The following is a 20,349-nucleotide window of genomic DNA, read 5'->3' as shown; positions in this document are numbered from 1 at the left end:
TCTTCACTTTTTACATATCTGATAAGGGCCACCAAGTTCCAGTCGCTTGAACAGGATGGTCAAAAGCGAGCATCTGATTAGCTTGGTTGTTAAAGTAACGTAAGGTCATCACTTTGGCCCCGTCATTAATAAAAACTTCTAGGAGAGAATGATCAACGAAAATATCAAGGCTTAAGGTTTGATGGGCTGGTAAATCAACCGTCCGACTAGTTCCGTAGTCGAGGTTCGTTGGTAGATCGGTATGACCTCGATCAATAGTTAATTTCCCAGCTTGCGTATCAAAGTTAATGGCGACGCTCTTAGACAAATCATCCTTAGCAGCTACATGTAGGGTACCGGTTTGATCGGCTGGTAAGGTAAGGTTTAATTCAAATTGTTGACCAGCTTCAGGATTGATGGTTTCGACTTGTCCGTCAATATTTATGGCTTGGTCAGTCTGCCGTAGATCACGGATAGCTGGGACCGGACTTTGATAGAGTTGACCATCATGATAGTGGAGTTCCTTTACTTGGCTCATACAATTAGCCCAGTTTTGATTATCCGTGGGATATTCTAAATCGGGTAAACCAACCCATGAGATCGCATAAGCTTTCCCATCTGCCGTATTCATGGCCTGCGTAGCGTAAACATCAAAACCATCGTCCAGGTTTTGCATGTGCGCATCTGGGTTAATCATAGCTGGGTGATCGTAATCAAAGCTTTCGGCCGTTAAGTACATATCAGGGTAGATATTGTTGTACGGTGCCACTTGGTGATCTAATCCTTGCGGACAAAAGATCATCACTTGGCGACCATCCACGGTGATCAGGTTTGGACATTCAACCATATAACCTAGATCATCTTGTCCCAGGTCAACGTGACCAAGTTCATGCCAGCCGTATTCGAGCTGATCACTGGTCCAAAGGTCGATGTGTCCACGCTTTTTTTCAGCATCTTGAGAACCGATAATGGCATAGAATCGGTCATCGTGTTCTAGTAATTGGGGATCTCGAAAATGTTCGGTGATGGTCGATGGATTGACGAATAATGGTTGGTCGAATTTCGTGACTTGATAATTATGGTCCATCCAAGCGCCTAGTTGGTAGGGGGTCCGAATCCAATCGTCATCGCGGTGATTACCGGTGTACATAAGACAGAGCCGTCCATTCACCACCCGAGCAGATCCCGAATAAGCCCCATGACTGTCATATTCAGTATCAGGAGCCAAAGCAAGTCCATGGCTGCGCCAATGAACTAGATCGGGTGATGTCATGTGCATCCAAGATTTCAAACCATGGGCGGCTCCAAAAGGAAATGACTGGTAAAAAACATGCCATTCCTTGTTAAAGTAGGAGAAACCGTTGGGGTCATTTAATAATCCGGATGTCGGACGAATGTGATATTTCAATTGTTCAGGCGAATTGTCAGCTTGGCGCTGTAATTTTAGAAGTTCTAGAGCGCTATGTTGGTCATAAGGTCGATAGCGCTGTTCACGAGTCCATTCCATGAAAATCCTCCAGTAAATTAAACATTAAATATGATTTAATTTTACTTTTTAACGAATGGATGTGCAAATGGTCTGTTGGTAAATAGTGATACAATAAAACATATATAATTTATTTTTTAGGGGACAATAATGCAAACTGTGATTAAAAATGCCCACATATACACGGGAGCAGAGGAATATCCGAATGGCTATCTACGCTTTAACCAACGAGTAATTGATGTAGGGTCGATGACCGATTTTATACCATCAGAGTATGACCAGACAGTTTTGGATGCCTCTGGACAGGTCATGGTCCCAGGATTTATTGACATTCATTGTCATGGCGGGTACGGGATTGATACTATGGATGCTGATCCCGATCAAATTGATCGGATGGTGCATCAGATGACAGTGAATGAGGGCGTAACCACGGTATTTCCAACGACCGTCACTCAATCGGTGGATCATTTTGATCGGGCCGTGAAGGCCGTGACCCAAGCCGCCTTGAAAAATCCGGTCATTCAAGGGATCCACCTGGAAGGACCGTTCATCAACGAGAAATACAAGGGTGCGCAACCGGCTCTCTTTATTAAAAATCCTGATCCAACCTTGTTAAGACAGTGGCAAAGACTGGCGAATGGGATGGTTAAAATTATTACTTACGCCCCGGAAATGCCGCAGGCGCGTAAACTAGAAAAGGCGTGTCTTGAAGATGGAGTCATTGCATCGGCTGGGCATACGGACGCAACTTACGAGCAGATGCAAAATTCTCAAGCTAGTCATGTTACCCATTTATATAATGCCCAACGGGGGCTACATCATCGTCAACCTGGCGTAACCGGATATGCCTTTTTAAATAATCAGATTACGGGAGAAATCATTGCTGATGGTTTTCACGTTGTGCCTGAGATGGTTAAATTAGCCTACTTAGTGATGGGAGCTAAACGACTGGAGTTGGTGACGGATGCCATGCGAGCCAAAGGATTGCCTGATGGTGAATCTGAATTAGGGGGCCAAAAGGTAATTGTTAAAGAGGGTCAGGCCCGCTTAGAAAGTGGTAATTTGGCCGGATCAGTTCTACTTTTTAAGCAAGCCTTCAAAAATATCATTACTTTCACGGGTTGTTCGATTAACGAGGCGGTTCAGATGGCCTCAGTAAATCAAGCACGAGAATTCAATCTACCCCAAAAGGGTATTTTAGAATCTGGTCGTGACGCTGACTTTAATTTGTTAAGTGCGGAATTAGAATTAGCAGCTACCTATAGCTATGGTCAACTTGTTTAACATAAAATATGTTATCCGGTTGACTTTTTTTCGTTTATCGGCAATAATAGTACACAGATAAAACGCTTACATGCGTAAAATAGTAAGGAGAATGTATTATGGACCATAAGCAAGTTGCTGCTGATGTGGTAAAAGCGGTCGGTAAAGATAATATGGTTGCCGCTGCTCACTGTGCTACACGGTTGCGGTTAGTATTAAAAGATGAGTCCAAGGTGGATCAAAAAGCCTTGGATGCCAATGATGGAGTTAAAGGGACTTTCAGTACCAACGGTCAGTTCCAAATCATCATCGGACCTGGTGATGTTAACAACGTCTACGATTATTTAATTAAGGAAACTGGATTAAAAGAAGTTTCAACCGATGATTTAAAGCAAATCGCAGCTAAGAACCAAAAGTTTAACCCAGTGATGGCCTTTATCAAACTCTTATCGGACATTTTCGTCCCGATTATTCCAGCCTTGGTTGCCGGTGGTTTGTTAATGGCTTTAAACAACGTCTTTACTTCGAAGTTTGGTTCTGAATCGATCATTCAGATGTACCCAGCTTTGAAGGGGATTTCCTCCATGATTTCGGTCATGTCGGCGGCGCCATATACCTTCCTGCCAATTTTGGTTGGGGTATCGGCGGCTAAGCGGTTTGGGGCTAACCAGTACTTAGGGGCCTTTGTCGGAATGATGATGACCATCACCGCTACCAATCCAGATGCCATTAAGGGAATTGCTTACTGGAATTTATTTGGTTTGCACGTTTCATATGCGGCATACACCAGCCAAGTTATTCCAGCATTAGCCGCAGTTTGGCTATTGTCAGTCTTTGAAAAGTGGTTCCACAAGCACTTACCATCGGCCGTGGACTTTACCTTTACGCCACTGCTATCAGTGCTGTTAACTGGTTTCTTGACCTTTATCATTGTCGGACCAGTCATGCGGGAACTTTCTAACTGGCTGACGGATGGGATTGTCTGGGTATACAACACCTTAGGATTTGTCGGAACTGGTATCTTTGGGGCGGTATACTCGCCAATTGTTTTGACCGGGTTACACCAAAGTTTCCCAGCTATTGAAACACAATTGGTATCAGCCTTTGCTAACGGTAAAGGTTCGGGTGACTTTATCTTCGTGGTGGCTTCCATGGCTAACGTTGCGCAAGGGGCTGCTACCACAGCGGTTTACTTCTTAACCAAAGATTCCAAGATGAAGGGACTTTCGAGTTCTTCAGCGGTTTCCGCTTTACTTGGGATTACTGAACCAGCTATCTTCGGGGTTAACTTGAAGTTGCGGTTCCCATTCTTCTGTGCCTTAGTTGGATCATGTGTAGCTTCAACTTTAGCTGGATTATTCCACGTTATTGCGGCTTCCATGGGTTCAGCCGGTTTCATTGGTTTCATTTCGATCTATCCAAAGTCCATTCCATTCTACTTAATCTGTGAATTAATTAGTTTTGCGATTGCCTTTATCATTACTTACCTTTACGGAAAATCACATATGCAATTAGTTGATGGTGATGTGGTTGCCGGTGCGGATGATAATGCCGCTACGGTAGCTGCAGCTGAAGAAACCACGACAACAGCTCCAAGTGCTGGAGCCGATGTTGTGACAATTGCCAGCCCAGTTTCTGGACAAGTGGAAGATCTTTCTCAAGTTAACGACGAAGTCTTCTCCCAAAAGATGATGGGGGATGGGGCTGCCGTAGTACCAAGTGATGGGACGATTTATGCTCCAGCTGATGGGACTTTATCAGTCGCATATGCTACCAAGCATGCTTATGGAATTACCGCTGACAACGGGGCCGAAATTTTAATCCATGCTGGGATTGACACGGTTAACTTAGAAGGTCAACACATGGAAAGTTTCGTCGAGCAAGGTCAAACCGTTAAGAAGGGTGATAAGCTCGGGACGATTGATCTTGAGGCTGTGAAGGCGGCTGGTTATGACACTACGGTGATGGTTATTTTAACCAACACCGCTAACTACCAAACGGTTTCACGGGATGCGGATGGCGAAGTTACGCATGGCGATGACTTATTTACCGCAGCAAAATAGTTAATAATTGAAGCATTTGATTGACTTTTAAAGAAAGTTGAGCAAATGCTTTTTAATTTATTTTTAATTTTTCTCTTGATTTTATAATTTAATTCTGTATATAATACTCACCAATCAAAGAAAGGAGTTCGACTCATGACGAAAGTTACCAAATTAGCTCAAACATCTGCGACTGTTGTCGTCGTCTTATTATTATCATGAGTGGACTCTACATTTTATGTCGAGTCCTGTTTGTGTTGATAACGAACAAGACGACGACGAATAAATTCTCAAGCGTCTTGTTCAATTGAACGAGGCGTTTTTATTTTGCAAAAAGAAAGTGAGTAGTGACGATGACAAAAATTATCAAAAAATTTCATGCTGCTAAAGATGTGGAGCCACATGCTGAAATTTACTATGTCGACCCAACGGATTTTACGCAACAATTTTTAGGGTCACCAAATGAAGGTTTAATTTCGGGATCAGAATATATTAAGTTTTTTGGCTATCTGCGCCAACAGACTAACCAGCCGATGATCGCTGATGGACAATCAGGATTTGGAAATCCCCTGAATACTTACTTTACCGTCAAGGAATTTGAGTATTATGGGGCGGACATTATTACCATCAATGATCAAATTTTTCCTTCATCTACTAACCAGCCCAAGGCTGCTGATAAATATGATTTTGCTGGTCGGATTAAGGCGGCAATCGATGCCCACCAGGCCGCCAGTAGTGAAATTTGGGCGAAGTTCGACTGCTTTGAAGAATATGGTGAGGCAGGATTGATGGAACGTTTTCAAATGGCGGAGCAATTAGGGATTGCTGGAGCAATATTTAACCGGATACCGACGGATGCTATCAATAAAATTACGAGCTCCATTAAGATTGCCACAATGAATGGTGACCAGGCCGGTCAATATCACTTTGAATAGCGAGGTAAGATCATGCGAACATTCGAAAAAGAACGACAAACTTTCAAGCAATTAATTGATGATCCCAAAATTTTAAATATGGTGGTCGTCCCGGATGTCTTAGCGGCCAAGGTCGCCGTGTCGGTTGGGTTTGATGCCATCTTTATGGCTGGTTATGCGGCCAGCGCTGATTTATTAGGGCAACCAGATCGCGGCATCTTGGATTATGGTCAGGTCTTAGATCAATTGCGCCGCATTATTGCCGCAGTTGATGTGCCCGTTTTCGCTGATGCTGATACTGGCTATGGTGACATTGAAAATGTAAAACGGACCGTGCGGGAATTTGAACAGGCTGGCGCTGCCGGTTTATTCATCGAAGATCAGGTTTGGCCCAAGCGCTGTGGTCACATGGCTGGTAAGAGCGTCGTTCCAACCGAAGAATTAGTTGCTAAAATCAAGGCCGCGGTTGAGGCACGCCAAAATGATGACTTTTTAATCATGTCCCGGACCGATGCCCGCCAGGTCTATGGACTTGAAGAAGCAATTGCGCGGAGCAAAGCTTACCATGAAGCTGGAGCGGACATGGTCTTTGTGGAAGCACCGCAAAGTAAAGATGAGTTACGTCAAGTTGTTGATGCCTTTCCGGACGTACCGCTGATGGCGAACATGATTGAAGATGGTGATACCCCCCTTTGTACCATTCAAGAACTGGAAGCGATGGGCTACGCCTTAGTAGTTCACCCGAATGCCTTAACTTATGCTGATACTTATGCGGATCGGGAATTGATGACTGAACTATATCAAACTGGTAAGACGGAGCATGCCCGGGAGCACATGGTGCAATTTAATGACTTCAATAATTTCGTGAACTTACCAGGCTTAAATCAATTGGAACAAAATTATTCAAAAGAAAGCATGGCCAAGATATTTGAGAAATGAGGTAGAGAACGATGGATCTAAGTGCTGAACAAATAACCATAACTCGCTTGAATAATGCTAAAGAAAGTCCCACTTTTTATAAGGTATTTACCTTGGTGGGTTTAGGATTAATGATTGATGCGGCCGATGTCTATATGGCTAGTTCGACTAATACAGCCATGATTACCTCCAAATTTGCGACCGAAGCCCAAGGTTCAACCTTTTTGTCGGCAGGTTTTCTGGGCCTCTTTATTGGCTCAATTATTGCTGGTTACTTTGGGGACTATTTTGGTCGCCGCAAAGCCTACCAGGCAAATCTCTTTATTTTTGGAGCTGCTACATTATTAGGCGGCTTTGCTCCCAATATTGCGATTCTGTCGATTTTACGATTTATTGCGACGATCGGTTTGGGGGCGGAAATTGTGACCGCCTTTGCGACCATTAATGAATTTGCACCCACTAAACACCGGGGACGGTGGAGTGGTGCGATCTCCGTGATTGGTAATATTGGTTCCCCCCTTGGCTTTCTCCTTTGTATGTTGATCATTCCTGATTTTGGCTGGCGACCACTCTTCTTCATTATTGGAATTGCTGCTCTGATTCTTTGGGCTGTTCGGCGTCATAATTTTCCGGAATCACCACGGTGGTTGATTTCCAAAGGTCGAACCGAAGAGGCGGAAAAGATTATTCAAGCAATGTCGATTAATGGTTACTACGACCCCATCGAAGAGCATGAGAACAAAGGTCAACAGTCTACGACGATTAAAGTTGGTTTAAAGCGGGCTTTTATTGTTGGGATTATTGTGGCCATGGCGACAACCGTTTGCCAATACACCTTTACCAGTTGGGTGCCAACAATCCTGGTTAAAGAAGGGGTTGATATCTTCCATTCCTTGATGTACTCCACAGTTATGATGATCGGGGCCCCATTAGGAGCATTGGTCGGAGCGAGTGTCGTTGATCGGGCTGGTCGGAAATGGACGATCGGCATTGGTTTCTTGGTCATTGCCATTCTCGGAATTATTTATACCTACCAAAAATCGGATGTAGCCGTAATGATGATTGGCTTTTGCTTGACGATGGCGATGTACGCGATGAATGCAAGTATCCTGTCAGTTTACGTTCCAGAACTCTTCCCGACTAAATATCGGTTCCGCGGTGAAGGGTATGCAGCTGGGGCTGGGAAATTGATGAATGTTTTGATGCCCTACTTTATTGTTTGGTTGATGACGAATTTTGCAACTTCTTACATTTTTTATAGTATTGCCATCTTAGCGATTATCGCTTCAATCGTTACCTTTGCCTTTGGACCAGAGACTAAACAGCGCTACATTCGTTAGATTTAATCGAATAACTGGAATTAAGGCCCGCTCCTTTGATATGATTAAATCATCATAAATAAAGAGGTAAGATTAATGAGTGAATTTCCACAGTTATCATTAGAAGCGGCCAATGGTCCAAAAGCAACCATCAAGACTAATCAAGGGGACATCACAGTTCAATTATTCCCTGATCAAGCACCCAAGACGGTGAAGAATTTTGTCGAACTAGCCCAACAAGGCTACTATGATGGTGTAATTTTCCATCGGGTGATTCCAGAATTTATGATTCAAGGTGGTGACCCAACCGGGACTGGTACAGGGGGCGAAAGCATTTATGGAGCAGCTTTTGAAGATGAATTTTCCAATGAATTATTCAACTTTAATGGGGCACTTTCGATGGCTAATGCCGGGCCGAATACCAATGGTAGTCAATTTTTTATCGTTACGAGTACTGAGATGCCTGCATCGATGATCGATCAAATGCGCAATGCTGGCTACCCAGAAGAAGTAGTTATCCAATACCAACAAGGGGGGACCCCTTGGCTTGATCATCGGCACACGGTGTTTGGACAGGTAATTGATGGGATGGATGTGGCCGTAAAGATTAGCCAAGTTCAACGTGATTATGCTGATAAACCCGTTGAAGATGTCGTAATGGAAACGATTGAGATCAACTAAATAAAATTAACGGATGGTGAATCATTTTGATTAATCATCCGTTTTTTATATCAGCAAGAAAAAATATTTTAACTTATCAGAATAAGATTGTGAAAAGATGAATTAACTATTCGTTAAAGTCACTAGTGACAGTTAAGTCTAGCTTCACTATAAGTGAATCAATAACTTTTGTTAGCTTTTGACAATATTATTTAATACAAGCTATTATAAGCACATAGATGTGTAATGTTTCACAAAGTAAAAACCATTGGAGGTTTATCATGGTTGAATATCGTACTGAAGAAGATACTTTAGGTCCAGTTAAGATCCCAGCAGATGCACTATGGGGGCCCCAAACGGAACGGAGTCGGCATAATTTCCCAACCGGCCAATACATGCCTCTGCCAGTAATTCGCGCCTTGCTTAACATTAAGAAGGCAGCGGCTCAGGCTAATTTGGAACTAGCTCAAATTGACGAAGTACGGGGTAACTTAATCATTGAAGCAATCGATAGTTTATTGGCTTTAGATGATGAAGAATTACGTAAGGACTTCCCGTTAAAGGTTTATCAAACGGGTTCGGGGACGCAAACCAATATGAACACGAATGAAGTCGTTGCTCATAAGGCCCATGAATTAAATCCGGATGTTGAAATCTTACCGAATGACCACGTTAACATGGGACAAAGCTCGAATGATACCTTCCCAACTGCTATGAATATGGCAGCGGTGGATGCAGTCGCAAAGCTTGAAAAAGCTACCCAACATTTAATTGATGAGTTGAAGGTAAAGCAAGATCAATACTGGCGGACAGTTAAGGTAGGGCGGACGCACTTACAAGATGCCACGCCATTAACCTTTGGTCAAGAAGTTTCAGGCTACGTCTCAGCTTTAGAACATGACTTAACTTATTTAGAGAATTTACGTCCAACTTTATTAGAATTAGCAATTGGGGGAACGGCCGTGGGGACCGGCTTAAACGCTGCTCCTGGCATGCCCGAAAAGATTGCCGAGAAGGTTTCAGCAGTTTATGGTCACGAATTCACTGCTAAATCCAATAAATTCTATGGCTTGGCTCATCATTCTGGCTTGAACGTGGTGCATGGGGCTATTAAGACCTTAGCAGCTGATGTTTTCAAGATTGCTCAAGACATTCGCTTCTTAGCTTCTGGTCCACGGGCCGGTTATGGCGAATTAAATATTCCGGCCAATGAACCAGGTTCATCAATTATGCCGGGGAAGGTGAATCCAACCCAAGCCGAAGCCGTTACCATGGCTGCTATGCGGGTTTTTGGTAATGATGTCGTGGTTTCGATGTCGTCATCGCAAGGTAATTTTGAAATGAATGTCTACAAGCCGGTATTAATTGATGCTTTCTTAGAATCAGCTGATCTATTGGCCGGGACAATGACTGGCTTTGCTGACAAGATGATTCATGGCTTAACAGTTAATGAAGAACGGATGGCTGAACTGTTGGATAACTCCTTAATGACGGTTACCGCTCTTTCACCACATATTGGTTATCACGATAGTGCTGTGATTGCACAAACAGCTGACCGAGAAGGTACCACCTTACGAGAGGCAGCTCTAAAATCAGGAAAGGTAACCGAAGCACAATATGATGAATGGATGGACTACACGAAAATGACCAACATTGATCGGGAAAACTAAGAGGTAAAAGACATGGCAAGTGAATTTCAAACAACTCCCCATGACCAAATTAAAGCGACCTATGATGCCGTGATTGTCGGTTCAGGAGGAACTGGGTTGACTGCTGCCATCCAGGCGCATGAATTAGGCTTAGACGTTGCCGTTTTTGAAAAAAATGTCGAATTAGGTGGTAACACTAATCGGGCTTCATCAGGGATGAACGCGGCGGAAACCAACGTTCAATTACATCATGGGGTGATTGATAATGTGGCGGACTTCTATCGCGAAACTTATAAAGACGGCGGAAAGCTCAATGATAAGGATATGCTAGGCTACTTTGTCTATCATTCAGCTCCGGCAATCAGTTGGTTGGCCGATCATGGGATTAAACTGGATGATATTACGGTAACTGGTGGAATGTCTAAAAAGCGGACGCACCGGCCAGCTAGCATGGCGCCAATTGGTGGCTTCTTAGTGAAGAGCTTATTAAACGTTGCGGCGCAACAAAATATTCCAGTATTTAATGAGACCAAAGTGGATCAATTATTGCAAGATGCAACGGGGCGCGTTAATGGAATTAAGCTTTCCTTAGATGGTCATAGTCAAGAGGTTAAGGCCAAAGCCGTTATTCTTGCCACAGGTGGGTTTGGGGCCTCAAAAGCCTATATGAAACGTTACCGGCCGGATTTGATTGATTACAAGACGACTAACCAACCCGGTGCCACTGGTGATGGCCTTGAATTAGCCGAAGAGGTTGGGGCGGAATTAATGCAAATGGATCTAATTCAAGTGCATCCAACTGTCCAACAAGATCATCCACACGTATATTTAATTGGTGAAGCGGTGCGGGGTGAAGGAGCGATTCTAGTAAATGCGCAAGGACAACGTTTTGTTAATGAGTTAAATACACGCAAGATCGTTTCAAATGCGATCACGGCCTTGCCAGAACATAGTGCCTATTTAATCTTTGATCAAGGAATTCGTGATCGGGTTAAAGCCATTGAGTTTTATGATAAAACTGGTCTGGTAGAGCACGGTGACACGATCGAAGACTTAGCACAGACCTTAAAGATGGACCCAACAGTCTTAAAGCAAACCGTTCGTGATTGGAATCAAGCTGTTCAGGATCAAAATGATGAGCAATTTGGTCGGACTACGGGGATGGAACGAGACATTTCTCAACCAGGCTTCTTTGCCATTCATATTGCGCCAGCCATTCATTACACCATGGGGGGCCTTCACATTGACTCCAAAACCCATGTGTTGGATGGAAACGGGGACGTAATTGAAGGATTATATGCTGCTGGTGAAGTTGCTGGAGGCTTGCATGGGAATAATCGGGTTGGTGGTAATTCTATCGCCGAAACGATTATCTTTGGGCGTCAAGCTGGACAGCAAGTAGCCCTATGGAACAGTCAACAATAATTTAAAAATATTAAAAATACAGTTAGAATTTTTAAATAATTAAAACAAAATAGAGATTTGTGGTATGATCTTTGTGAATAAAGTTTCAAATGTTGAAACAAATTTACAGAATGAAGGTAGCAAAAATTGAAGAATCGGAAGGTAGTTTTAGTCGGTGATGGTGCAGTAGGTTCAACCTTTGCCTATTCCTTAATCCAAAGCGTTAAAACGGTAGAAGAATTAGTGATCGTTGATTTGAATAAGGAACGTTCGCAAGGCGATGCAATGGATCTGCAGGATGTAACCCCTTTGACCGCAGATATTGATATTCACACTGGTGATTATCAAGATGCGGCGGATGCGGCAATTGTAGTCATTACCGCTGGAGTTCCGCGCCGCCCTGGAGAAACCCGGATTGATCTCGTTAATAAGAATGTCAAGATCTTACGCTCGATCGTGGAACCAATTGTGGAAAGTGGCTTTAAAGGAATTTTCGTCGTTTCCGCTAATCCGGTTGATATTTTGACGACATTAACGCAAAAGATCTCTGGCTTCCCACGCGAACGGGTCATTGGAACGGGGACTTTCTTAGATAAAGCCCGCTTAAACGTCATTCTCGGTGATCATTTTGGCTTTAAGCCGAGTGAAATTGATGCCCTAGTCTTAGGTGAACATGGCGATACTTCGTTCGTGAATTTTGATGAGGCCAAGGTCAACGGACGGCCATTAAAAGACCAGGTTGATTTGACTCCGGAAGTGAAAAATCAAATTGAAACTGAAGTTCGTCAACGCGGTGGTAAGATTATTGGCACTAAAGGTGCAACTTTCTATGGCGTGGCTTATGGGCTATCCACTATCTGTCGTGCCATTCTCGAAAACAATTACAAGATGATGGTGATTTCAGCGCCTTTGAATGGCCAATATGGGATTAAGGATCTCTATCTGGGGACTCCAGCAGTAATTAATTCCAGCGGCATTGCGCAAGTCATTCAAACCCACTTATCGCCTGAAGAACACGAAAAAATGAAGCGTTCAGCAGAACAAATGCAAGCAGTCATTGATGGGGTTTCATCAATGGATGAATAGCAAGAGATGAATAACCAAATTCATCAAGGAGGAAATAATGAAAACCTTAGAGAAGGTTAATTATAAAGGCTTTATTTGGCCTTTAGTGGTTGGGGTGATCATGTGGTGCATGACGCCAATTCGCCCCGATGGTTTATCAGCAATCGCATGGCAAATGTTTACGGTCTTTGTGGCAACGATCATTGGTTGTATTACCAAGCCCTTACCAATTTCCGGGACCACCTTGTTAGGGTTGGTGGTAACTGTTTTGCTTGGTTTAGCACCGGTTGAATCGATTAAATCAGCGAGCGGAGTCGTTACAAATAGCGGAATCTTATCGGCCTTTAGTAACTCGGCTTCCTGGTTGATTGCGATGGCCTTTATCATGGCAGCGGGGATCACCAAGACGGGATTAGGTAATCGGATTGCTTACAATATGATTAAGTTATTCGGGAAACGTTCCATTGGGATCGCTTATGCCATTACCGGCCTAGAACTAATTATGGGGGGCTTAATTCCTTCCAATAGTGCTCGGTCAGGTGGGGTGGTTTGGCCGATTGTGGAATCCATTTCGGAAACCTATGATTCCAAACCAGATGAAAAGTTACGGAAGAAAATCGGGGCCTTTCTAGATTTTATGGCTTTCCACGCCAACATTATCTCCACGGCTTTATTTGTTACGGGGGCTGCGCCTAATATTGTGGCACAAGCGATGGCCGCAAAAGCTCATTACCAAATGACTTGGATTGGCTGGTTTACGACCGCTATTGTCCCAGTTGTAATTTGTGCGATTATCATTCCATGGCTGATCTATAAGATGTTCCCACCGGAAATTAAAGAAACGCCAAATGCCAAAGCATGGTCAGAAGGTAAATTAGCCGAAATGGGGAAGATGTCCGTGCCCGAAAAGATTATGACGGCCGTCTTTGTAATGGCAATCTTAATGTGGGTCTTAGCAGGATTCTTTGATATTCAACAATTTGAAGCGGCCTATGTTGCCTTCCTAGCTGTGGTGATTTTACTCATCACTGGAGTGCTGAAAGTAGATGACCTCTTAAAAGAAAAGGGTGCCTGGAATATCTTAATCTGGCTTTCCATCCTGGTCTTCATGGCAAGCAAGTTAACGGACTATGGTTTCATTGGCTGGTTTGCGAAGACGGTTCAAAGTGGTTTACACGGCATTAGCTGGGGCGTAGTCTTGGCGGTACTAGTGCTGGTAATGTTCTACAGTCATTACTTCTTTGCTAGTGGGACCGCCCATGTGACGGCTCTTTACTTACCATTCTTGACGGTTTCTGTTGCAGCGGGAGCACCATTAGCACTTTCAGCAATGATGCTTGCTTTGACGACAACGATTATGGCCTCTACCACGCACTATGCAAACGGGCCTGCGTCAATTTTGGCTTCGACGGGCTACGTAAGCCAGAGTGAATGGTGGAAATACAACTTTGTTTTAGGACTGGTTTACTTAGTAATCTTTGGAGTAACCGTTCCACTATGGGGTAAAGTAATTGGCCTCTGGTAACATGTTGGAATAACAATGAGGGTAGTAAGGAACCATAAATGAGTTTCTTACTACCCTCTATTTTTAATCACTTGTTTCTAATTCGTGACAGATTAACAAGGCAATTGATTCAGTGATTACCAAATCGGTGAATAGCTTGCCACGTAAAGCACCAAGGGCGGCTTGGTATTTTGATTTGCGTTTGATAATGCCAAACCGTCGCGGTACCTGCCGGATCGTTTCTAGTGGAATGGAAAAAGTCGTGTCATGTCCTAAGTTTAAAAAATTACCATTTAGGTCAAAGGGGCGTCCATAGGCCATACCGGCAATTTGATCAAGGTCGACTTGAGGAAAAATTTGGGCTTTGTGATCACGCCAGGGTTGAATCGAATCAATGGAAGCAAGAGTTCCCAAGCCACAGACTACGAGATCCATTTGGTTAGCTACATTGAAAACCCGTTCCATCGCTGGTTCATGCACTAGTTGGCGACGAACCTGATCGCTCACAATATATAAAGGAGCCGGGATAATATAGTAGGGCGCATTATACTTAGCCGCCGCATTTTGCACCATCCGCATTGAGCCAGCTTGGGAGCGATATTTCATGTTCTCTCCGGTAAATTGGGTAAAGGTAATTTCAGGTTGGACGGATTGTTTAAACTCCGTAATAACATCCGCCACCGTTTCTCCCCAGGCGATCCCGACGGTCGTGCCGGGTTTAATGGCGGCCTGGACCTGAGTGGCGGCAAAAGAGGAAATAATCTTTTCTTGCGTGATGGTATTATCGGTTTCCTTAATTACATATAGATTCTTAATTGCGAACTCTTGGTGCAACCGGCGCTCCAATTCTGGATTTCGATCTAAGCCGGAATGAATATTGATGGTAACAATCTGTTTATTAATGGCCTCATCCAGGTATTTCATGATGAGGTAACGACTGAGATTATATTTTTTCGAAATGTCGTTAATTGACATCTTGCTAAGGTAGTAATCTTCAGCTAATTTTCCGAGTAATAGGTTGTGATCAATATCCATCGTCAAGCCCCCCCTGATTGCATTTATATTATTATATCATGATTAAAATATGGAGATTCTTTTTAAATTTTTAAAAATATCAATCGTAATTTGAAAAAGTTAAAATAAGTGGTATGATGATCAATGAAAAAGGGGGCAGTAAAATGACTGATGAAGAAATTCTTTCGCTCCATGCTCGACATCATGGGGTCTTAAATATGGCTCCGCAGATGGCCGTGCATAATCGAGAAGAACTTGGCAAAGCCTATACACCAGGTGTGGCGGTGATTTCGAAACTAATTGAACGGTATCCCGAATTAAAGGATAAATATACCTTAAGTGGGAAATTAGTAGCGATGGTTACTGATGGTTCAGCGGTCTTAGGGTTAGGGAACATCGGTCCGGCCGGTGGCTTGCCGATTGTCGAAGGAAAAGCACTTCTATATAAGTATTTAGCGGGTGTTGATGCGATTCCTCTCACCTTAGATCAGGTGCCGGTAGCAGACTTTGTCCAAACTTTAAAAAACATTTCCAAATCCTTTGCCGGTTTTCATTTAGAAGATATTGAAGCCCCCCGCTGTTTTGAAATTGAAGAACAATTAAGGCAAGCGGTTGATATTCCGGTTTATCATGATGATCAAGAAGGAACGGCGATTGTGGTTTTAGCCGGCCTAATTAATGCGGCAAAAGTCGTGCAAAAGCCCTTAACTGATTTAAAGGTGGTCTTGAATGGTCTTGGGGCTTCGGGGGTTGCAACGGCCCGGTTATTAATTAAAATGGGAATCAAGCAGCTTACCCTCTTTGATATTGATGGGCAAGTCCATCCAGATAGTCCCGAATATAATCAGTATCAACGTGAAGTAGCGCAAGAAAGCTTGGTACAAGAGCATTTTGATAATTTATCAAGCGCCATGGTAGGTCAAGATGTTTTTATTGGGTTATCTACCGCGGATGTTTTGACGGCTACGGACGTTCGGACGATGGCGAAAGATCCGATCATTTTTGCTTTAGCCAATCCAAAACCAGAAATTGATCCAGCAGTGGCCAAAGATGGTGGGGCGACGATTATTGCGACGGGATCAAGTCAGTACCCCAATCAAGTTAATAATATCTTGGCCTTCCCGGGCTTATATAAGGGCTTGTTACAAACCGACTTGAAACAAGTAACATGGGAATTGGAAGCCCAAATTGCCCAAGCCTTAGCACAAATGATTTCACAACCTGAGCCCACTAAGATTATTCCAGGGGTGTTTGATGATGGGGTGGTGGCAACGGTGGCCCAATCCGTCATTGATTTTGCCAAGGACCAACATAGAAAGGGTGATTGATTGGAAATCCAGACGCTAAATCTAAAGATAAAACGTCATTATCAGAAATGGCGTCATTTTCTGGAAGTAAATGGGATTCAACATTTCGAACCCAGTGAAGTTGATCAAATTGAGCAGACCTTTGTTTGGATCGAAGGTCAAGAGATTGCGGCAACTGGGTCACTAGCCGGTAAGGTGTTGAAGTATATAGCAGTTGACCGGCGATATGCTGCGGAGGGCGCGCTTTTTAACCAAGTCATTAGTCAGTTGATGCAAGCGGCTGCTACGAATGGTCAGTATCATTTATTTGTCTTTACTAAGCCCCAGTATCAAGCAAGCTTTGAATATGTTGGCTTTCATACGCTAGCAGCGACTAATGATGGCGTGATTCTTGAAACAGGGACTCCCGATATTAACAGCTTTATCCAGGCAATTCCCAAGCCCAAAGCGCATCAGCAAGTAGCCGCGATCGTCATGAATGCTAACCCCTTCACCTTAGGTCATCGTGCTTTAGTTGAGGCGGCGAGTCGCGAAAATGATTTGGTATATCTTTTTATTGTCCAGGCGGAGCGCTCTCTGTTTACCTTTCAGGAACGGTGGCAGTTGGTTAAAGAAGGGGTAGCCGATTTAACTAATGTTAAACCGGTGGCAAGCGGTGATTATCTGATTAGTGCAGCGACTTTTCCTGCATACTTCTTGAAGGACGATCAGGATTTAGGTACTTATCAAGCGGCTTTAGATATTACTTTATTTAAAAATCAATTTGTCCCTGCCTTGCAGATTAAGCGCAGGTATGTGGGTACGGAACCATTATCAAAAACCACGAATAGCTATAATAAAGTCATGAAGCAGTTGTTACCACCAGAGGTTGAAGTCGTCGAAATGGCACGAAAGCTTGACCAAACTGGTCAGCCGATTTCGGCCACACGAGTCCGACAAGCCATTGCAACTGGTGATCAACAAAGCTTACAGGCATTATTGCCGACCAGTAGTTATAACTATATCAAGGAACACTTAGCGACATTACAAGAACGGATGTTGAAGATAGGAAGGAAGTAAAAGATGGAGATTAAACAAACTGCTCTAGCAGGGACATTAGAATCATCAGATGTCCAGATTACTTTAAGTCAAGGTCAAGGAATTACGATTGATCTGGATTCTTCTGTGGCAGATCTATACGGTGATCAAATCAAGCAAGTGGTGAAAGATACCTTAGCCACATACGATATCACCGATGCGCAAGTTAAGGTTGTTGATAAAGGGGCACTAGATTGTGTCATTAAGGCGCGGATGATGGCTGTTATCCAACGTTCTTTGGATACTGTTGATCAACCAAACTGGGAGGTGCTTTAAAAGATGGAAGAACGATTACGACGGACAATGATGTTCGTGCCTGGTAATAACGCCGGGATGGTAAAAGATGCCGGGATTTACGGCGCTGATTCGATCATGTTTGACTTGGAAGATTCGGTTTCCATGGCCGAAAAGGATGCCGCACGGATGTTGGTTTATGAAGCTTTGCAAACCCAAGATTACGGGGATGCTGAATTAGTGGTCCGGGTCAATGGCATTGATACTCCATACTTTCGCAACGATGTCTTTGCGATGGTAAAAGCAGGGATTGAGGTAGTTCGTTTACCAAAGGTTGAATCTGCTCAAATGATGTTAGACCTGGTCAAGGTAGTTGAAGAAGCGGAAGCCAAATTCGGTCGTGAACCAGGTAGTACCCATGTTATGGCTGCGATCGAAAGCGCCCGGGGAGTTTTAAAGTCCTTAGAAATTGCTGAAAGTACGGACCGGATGATTGGGTTAGCACTCTCGGCTGAAGATTACACGACCGATATGAAGACCCACCGTTATCCGGATGGCGCGGAATTGGAGTTTGCCCGGAATATGATTTTGCATGCGGCGCGGGCAGCTGGAATTGCCGCCTTTGATACGGTCTTTACTAACATGAATGATGTCGAAGGCTTCCAACGCGAAACAGAACATATTCATCAACTTGGTTTCGATGGGAAGTCACTGGTTAATCCACGTCAAATTGACTGGGTCAACAAAATTTATGAACCAACCCGTAAGGAAATTGAAAATGCGCTGGATGTGGAAGCGGCTATTGAAGAGGCAAACCAAAAGGGTTCAGGAGTAATCTCAATGAATGGTCAGATGGTCGATCGTCCGGTTGTCTTACGGGCACAACGGGTTATTCGATTGGCTAAAGCATCACATTTGATTAATGAGGAAGGTGAATACATTGAAGAATAAGGTCGGACGCGAAATTTCGGATGAAGTTTTAGCACAAACTGATTACCAACCATTTGAAACGACTGAAATCGGTCACCCAGTGGTTACCTACACTGATCACCAAGTTCGGGTCACTAAAGGTGATGACAAGCTAGTTGATTCATTAACGCAAGTGATTAAAGATACGCTCAAAGATGGCATGACGATTTCCTTCCACCACCATTTCCGGAATGGAGATTATGTCTTTAACATGGTTATGGATCAAATTATCAAATTAGGCTATCAAAACTTGACGCTAGCTCCGTCCTCATTAACAGGAGTGATGAATGATAAGGTGATCGAAGCAATTAAGGCCGGAACAGTCACTAATATTACTAGTTCGGGAATGCGGGGAAGCCTTGGCGAAGCGATCTCCCATGGCTTAATGAAGAATCCTGTGATCTTCCGTTCCCATGGTAATCGGGCCCGGTCAATTGAAAATGGTAACATTAAGATTGATGTGGCTTTCTTAGGGGTACCGAACGCTGACCGGATGGGGAATGCCAATGGGATGGAAGGTGAATCCACCCTTGGTTCATTAGGTTATGCCTTAGTTGATGCGAAGTACGCTGATAAAGTTGTCCTTTTAACTGACACCATTGCCGATTACCCGAACACCCCGGCTTCGATTCAACAAACCCAAGTTGATTACGTCGTGAAGGTCGACAAAGTTGGGGATCCCGACCGAATTGGGAGTGGGGCAACTCGCTTTACTAAGAACCCGAAAGAATTGAAAATTGCTAAGATGGTCAATGATGTCATTGTTAATTCACCATACTTTAAGCAAGACTTTTCTTTCCAAACGGGGACTGGTGGCGCATCCTTAGCGGTTGCCCGTTTCTTACGGCAATCAATGTTAGACCATCACATTACCGCTTCCTTTACTTGTGGGGGGACGACCTCGCCAATCGTGGAATTACTGGAAGAAGGTCTTGTCAAGAAAGTCATGGACGTTCAAGACTTTGATAAAGGGGCCGCTGCAAGTATGAAGAAGAATCCTGGTCAAACCGAAATTGACGGTTCCTGGTATGCTGATCCAGATAATAAAGGCGCAATGGTTGATCAATTAGATATTGCGATCTTATCGGCCTTAGAAATTGATACCGACTTTAATGTCAACGTGTTAACTGGATCGAATGGCGAAATCCGAGGTGCTGTTGGTGGTCACCAAGATGCGGGGACGGCCAAGATGACCATTATTTCGGCCCCGTTAACCCGGGGGCGGATCGCTACGATTGTTCCAGCGGTTAATTCCGTGACGACGCCAGGATCGTCAATTGATGTAGTGGTGACTGAAGTTGGGGTTGCTGTTAACCCTGCTCGTCAAGATCTGATTGAAGCTTTCAAGGCTCATCCATCAATTCCATTGGTATCCATTGAAGAATTACAGGCGCGGGCCGCTAAAATTGTTGGTCAACCCAAACCAGTTGAATATACTGATCGGACAGTAGCATTAGTTGAATACCGTGATGGTACTTTAATTGATGAAATCAAGCAGATTAAGGATTAACTATTAAGTCCCTAAACATTCCAGGTGAATGCTTA

17 protein-coding genes are annotated in these 20,349 nt (G+C 43.8%); 15 read left to right on the top strand and 2 right to left on the bottom strand.

The genetic code is table 11. The annotated features are described in order from the left end of the window. Positions 1-10 precede the first annotated feature (10 nt). The gene (locus PS3_RS06925; RefSeq protein WP_007122484.1) at positions 11-1,486 is read right to left on the bottom strand and encodes a sucrose-6-phosphate hydrolase; all 1,476 of its coding nucleotides are present in this window, start codon (positions 1,484-1,486) and stop codon (positions 11-13) included. Positions 1,487-1,615: 129 nt separating this feature from the next. On the opposite strand from PS3_RS06925, the gene nagA reads away from it, so the two are divergent. The 10 genes from nagA to PS3_RS06875 all read left to right on the top strand — a co-directional run bounded on the left by nagA (position 1,616) and on the right by PS3_RS06875 (position 14,224). After that, positions 1,616-2,749, top strand: a complete 1,134-nt coding sequence (gene nagA / locus PS3_RS06920; RefSeq protein ID WP_007122483.1) for an N-acetylglucosamine-6-phosphate deacetylase — start codon at positions 1,616-1,618, stop codon at positions 2,747-2,749. Positions 2,750-2,847: 98 nt separating this feature from the next. Then, positions 2,848-4,791: a sucrose-specific PTS transporter subunit IIBC gene (locus PS3_RS06915; RefSeq protein WP_007122482.1), complete on the top strand. Its 1,944-nt coding sequence runs from the start codon at positions 2,848-2,850 to the stop codon at positions 4,789-4,791. 332 nt (positions 4,792-5,123) lie between these two features. Continuing rightward, a complete protein-coding gene (locus tag PS3_RS09930; RefSeq protein ID WP_050950882.1) occupies positions 5,124-5,705 on the top strand; it encodes an isocitrate lyase/phosphoenolpyruvate mutase family protein in 582 nt (193 codons plus the stop codon). A gap of 12 nt (positions 5,706-5,717) precedes the next feature. Continuing rightward, complete coding sequence (locus PS3_RS06905) at positions 5,718-6,623, top strand: isocitrate lyase/PEP mutase family protein (RefSeq protein WP_040468523.1); 906 nt, start codon at positions 5,718-5,720, stop codon at positions 6,621-6,623. Between the two features lie 11 nt (positions 6,624-6,634). Next, positions 6,635-7,942 (top strand): MFS transporter, encoded by a 1,308-nt coding sequence (locus PS3_RS06900; RefSeq protein ID WP_007122481.1) that lies wholly within the window; start codon positions 6,635-6,637, stop codon positions 7,940-7,942. Positions 7,943-8,017: 75 nt separating this feature from the next. Beyond that, on the top strand, positions 8,018-8,602 hold the full coding sequence (locus PS3_RS06895; RefSeq protein ID WP_007122480.1) for a peptidylprolyl isomerase: 585 nt from the start codon (positions 8,018-8,020) through the stop codon (positions 8,600-8,602). Positions 8,603-8,862: 260 nt separating this feature from the next. Then, positions 8,863-10,251: a class II fumarate hydratase gene (locus PS3_RS06890; RefSeq protein WP_007122479.1), complete on the top strand. Its 1,389-nt coding sequence runs from the start codon at positions 8,863-8,865 to the stop codon at positions 10,249-10,251. 12 nt (positions 10,252-10,263) lie between these two features. Next, positions 10,264-11,655, top strand: coding sequence for a flavocytochrome c (locus PS3_RS06885; protein ID WP_007122478.1), 1,392 nt, complete (start codon positions 10,264-10,266; stop codon positions 11,653-11,655). A gap of 126 nt (positions 11,656-11,781) precedes the next feature. Continuing rightward, a complete protein-coding gene (locus tag PS3_RS06880) occupies positions 11,782-12,720 on the top strand; it encodes an L-lactate dehydrogenase (protein WP_007122477.1) in 939 nt (312 codons plus the stop codon). Positions 12,721-12,757: 37 nt separating this feature from the next. Continuing rightward, a complete protein-coding gene (locus tag PS3_RS06875; protein WP_007122476.1) occupies positions 12,758-14,224 on the top strand; it encodes a DASS family sodium-coupled anion symporter in 1,467 nt (488 codons plus the stop codon). Positions 14,225-14,287: 63 nt separating this feature from the next. On the opposite strand, the gene PS3_RS06870 is transcribed toward PS3_RS06875, so the two are convergent. After that, entirely contained in the window at positions 14,288-15,238 is a 951-nt protein-coding gene (locus tag PS3_RS06870; protein WP_040468521.1) for a sugar-binding transcriptional regulator, read from the bottom strand. Between the two features lie 143 nt (positions 15,239-15,381). On the opposite strand from PS3_RS06870, the gene PS3_RS06865 reads away from it, so the two are divergent. From PS3_RS06865 to citF, 5 genes are read left to right on the top strand one after another with little or no spacing between them, the layout of a single operon-like run. Continuing rightward, positions 15,382-16,545 (top strand): NAD(P)-dependent malic enzyme, encoded by a 1,164-nt coding sequence (locus tag PS3_RS06865; RefSeq protein WP_007122474.1) that lies wholly within the window; start codon positions 15,382-15,384, stop codon positions 16,543-16,545. Continuing rightward, complete coding sequence (gene citC, locus PS3_RS06860) at positions 16,546-17,583, top strand: [citrate (pro-3S)-lyase] ligase (protein ID WP_040468517.1); 1,038 nt, start codon at positions 16,546-16,548, stop codon at positions 17,581-17,583. Positions 17,584-17,586: 3 nt separating this feature from the next. Beyond that, on the top strand, positions 17,587-17,877 hold the full coding sequence (gene citD / locus PS3_RS06855; RefSeq protein ID WP_040468515.1) for a citrate lyase acyl carrier protein: 291 nt from the start codon (positions 17,587-17,589) through the stop codon (positions 17,875-17,877). A gap of 3 nt (positions 17,878-17,880) precedes the next feature. Continuing rightward, complete coding sequence (gene citE / locus PS3_RS06850) at positions 17,881-18,786, top strand: citrate (pro-3S)-lyase subunit beta (protein ID WP_007122472.1); 906 nt, start codon at positions 17,881-17,883, stop codon at positions 18,784-18,786. Continuing rightward, a complete protein-coding gene (citF, locus tag PS3_RS06845) occupies positions 18,776-20,314 on the top strand; it encodes a citrate lyase subunit alpha (RefSeq protein ID WP_007122471.1) in 1,539 nt (512 codons plus the stop codon). The genes citE and citF overlap by 11 nt, the downstream gene beginning before the upstream one ends. Positions 20,315-20,349 lie beyond the last annotated feature (35 nt).

This window comes from Limosilactobacillus gastricus PS3 (assembly GCF_000247775.1).
Classification (GTDB): Bacteria; Bacillota; Bacilli; order Lactobacillales; family Lactobacillaceae; genus Limosilactobacillus; species Limosilactobacillus gastricus_A.
The sequence above is the reverse complement of the archived record's forward strand: the minus strand, read 5'-3'. Positions and strand labels throughout refer to the sequence as shown.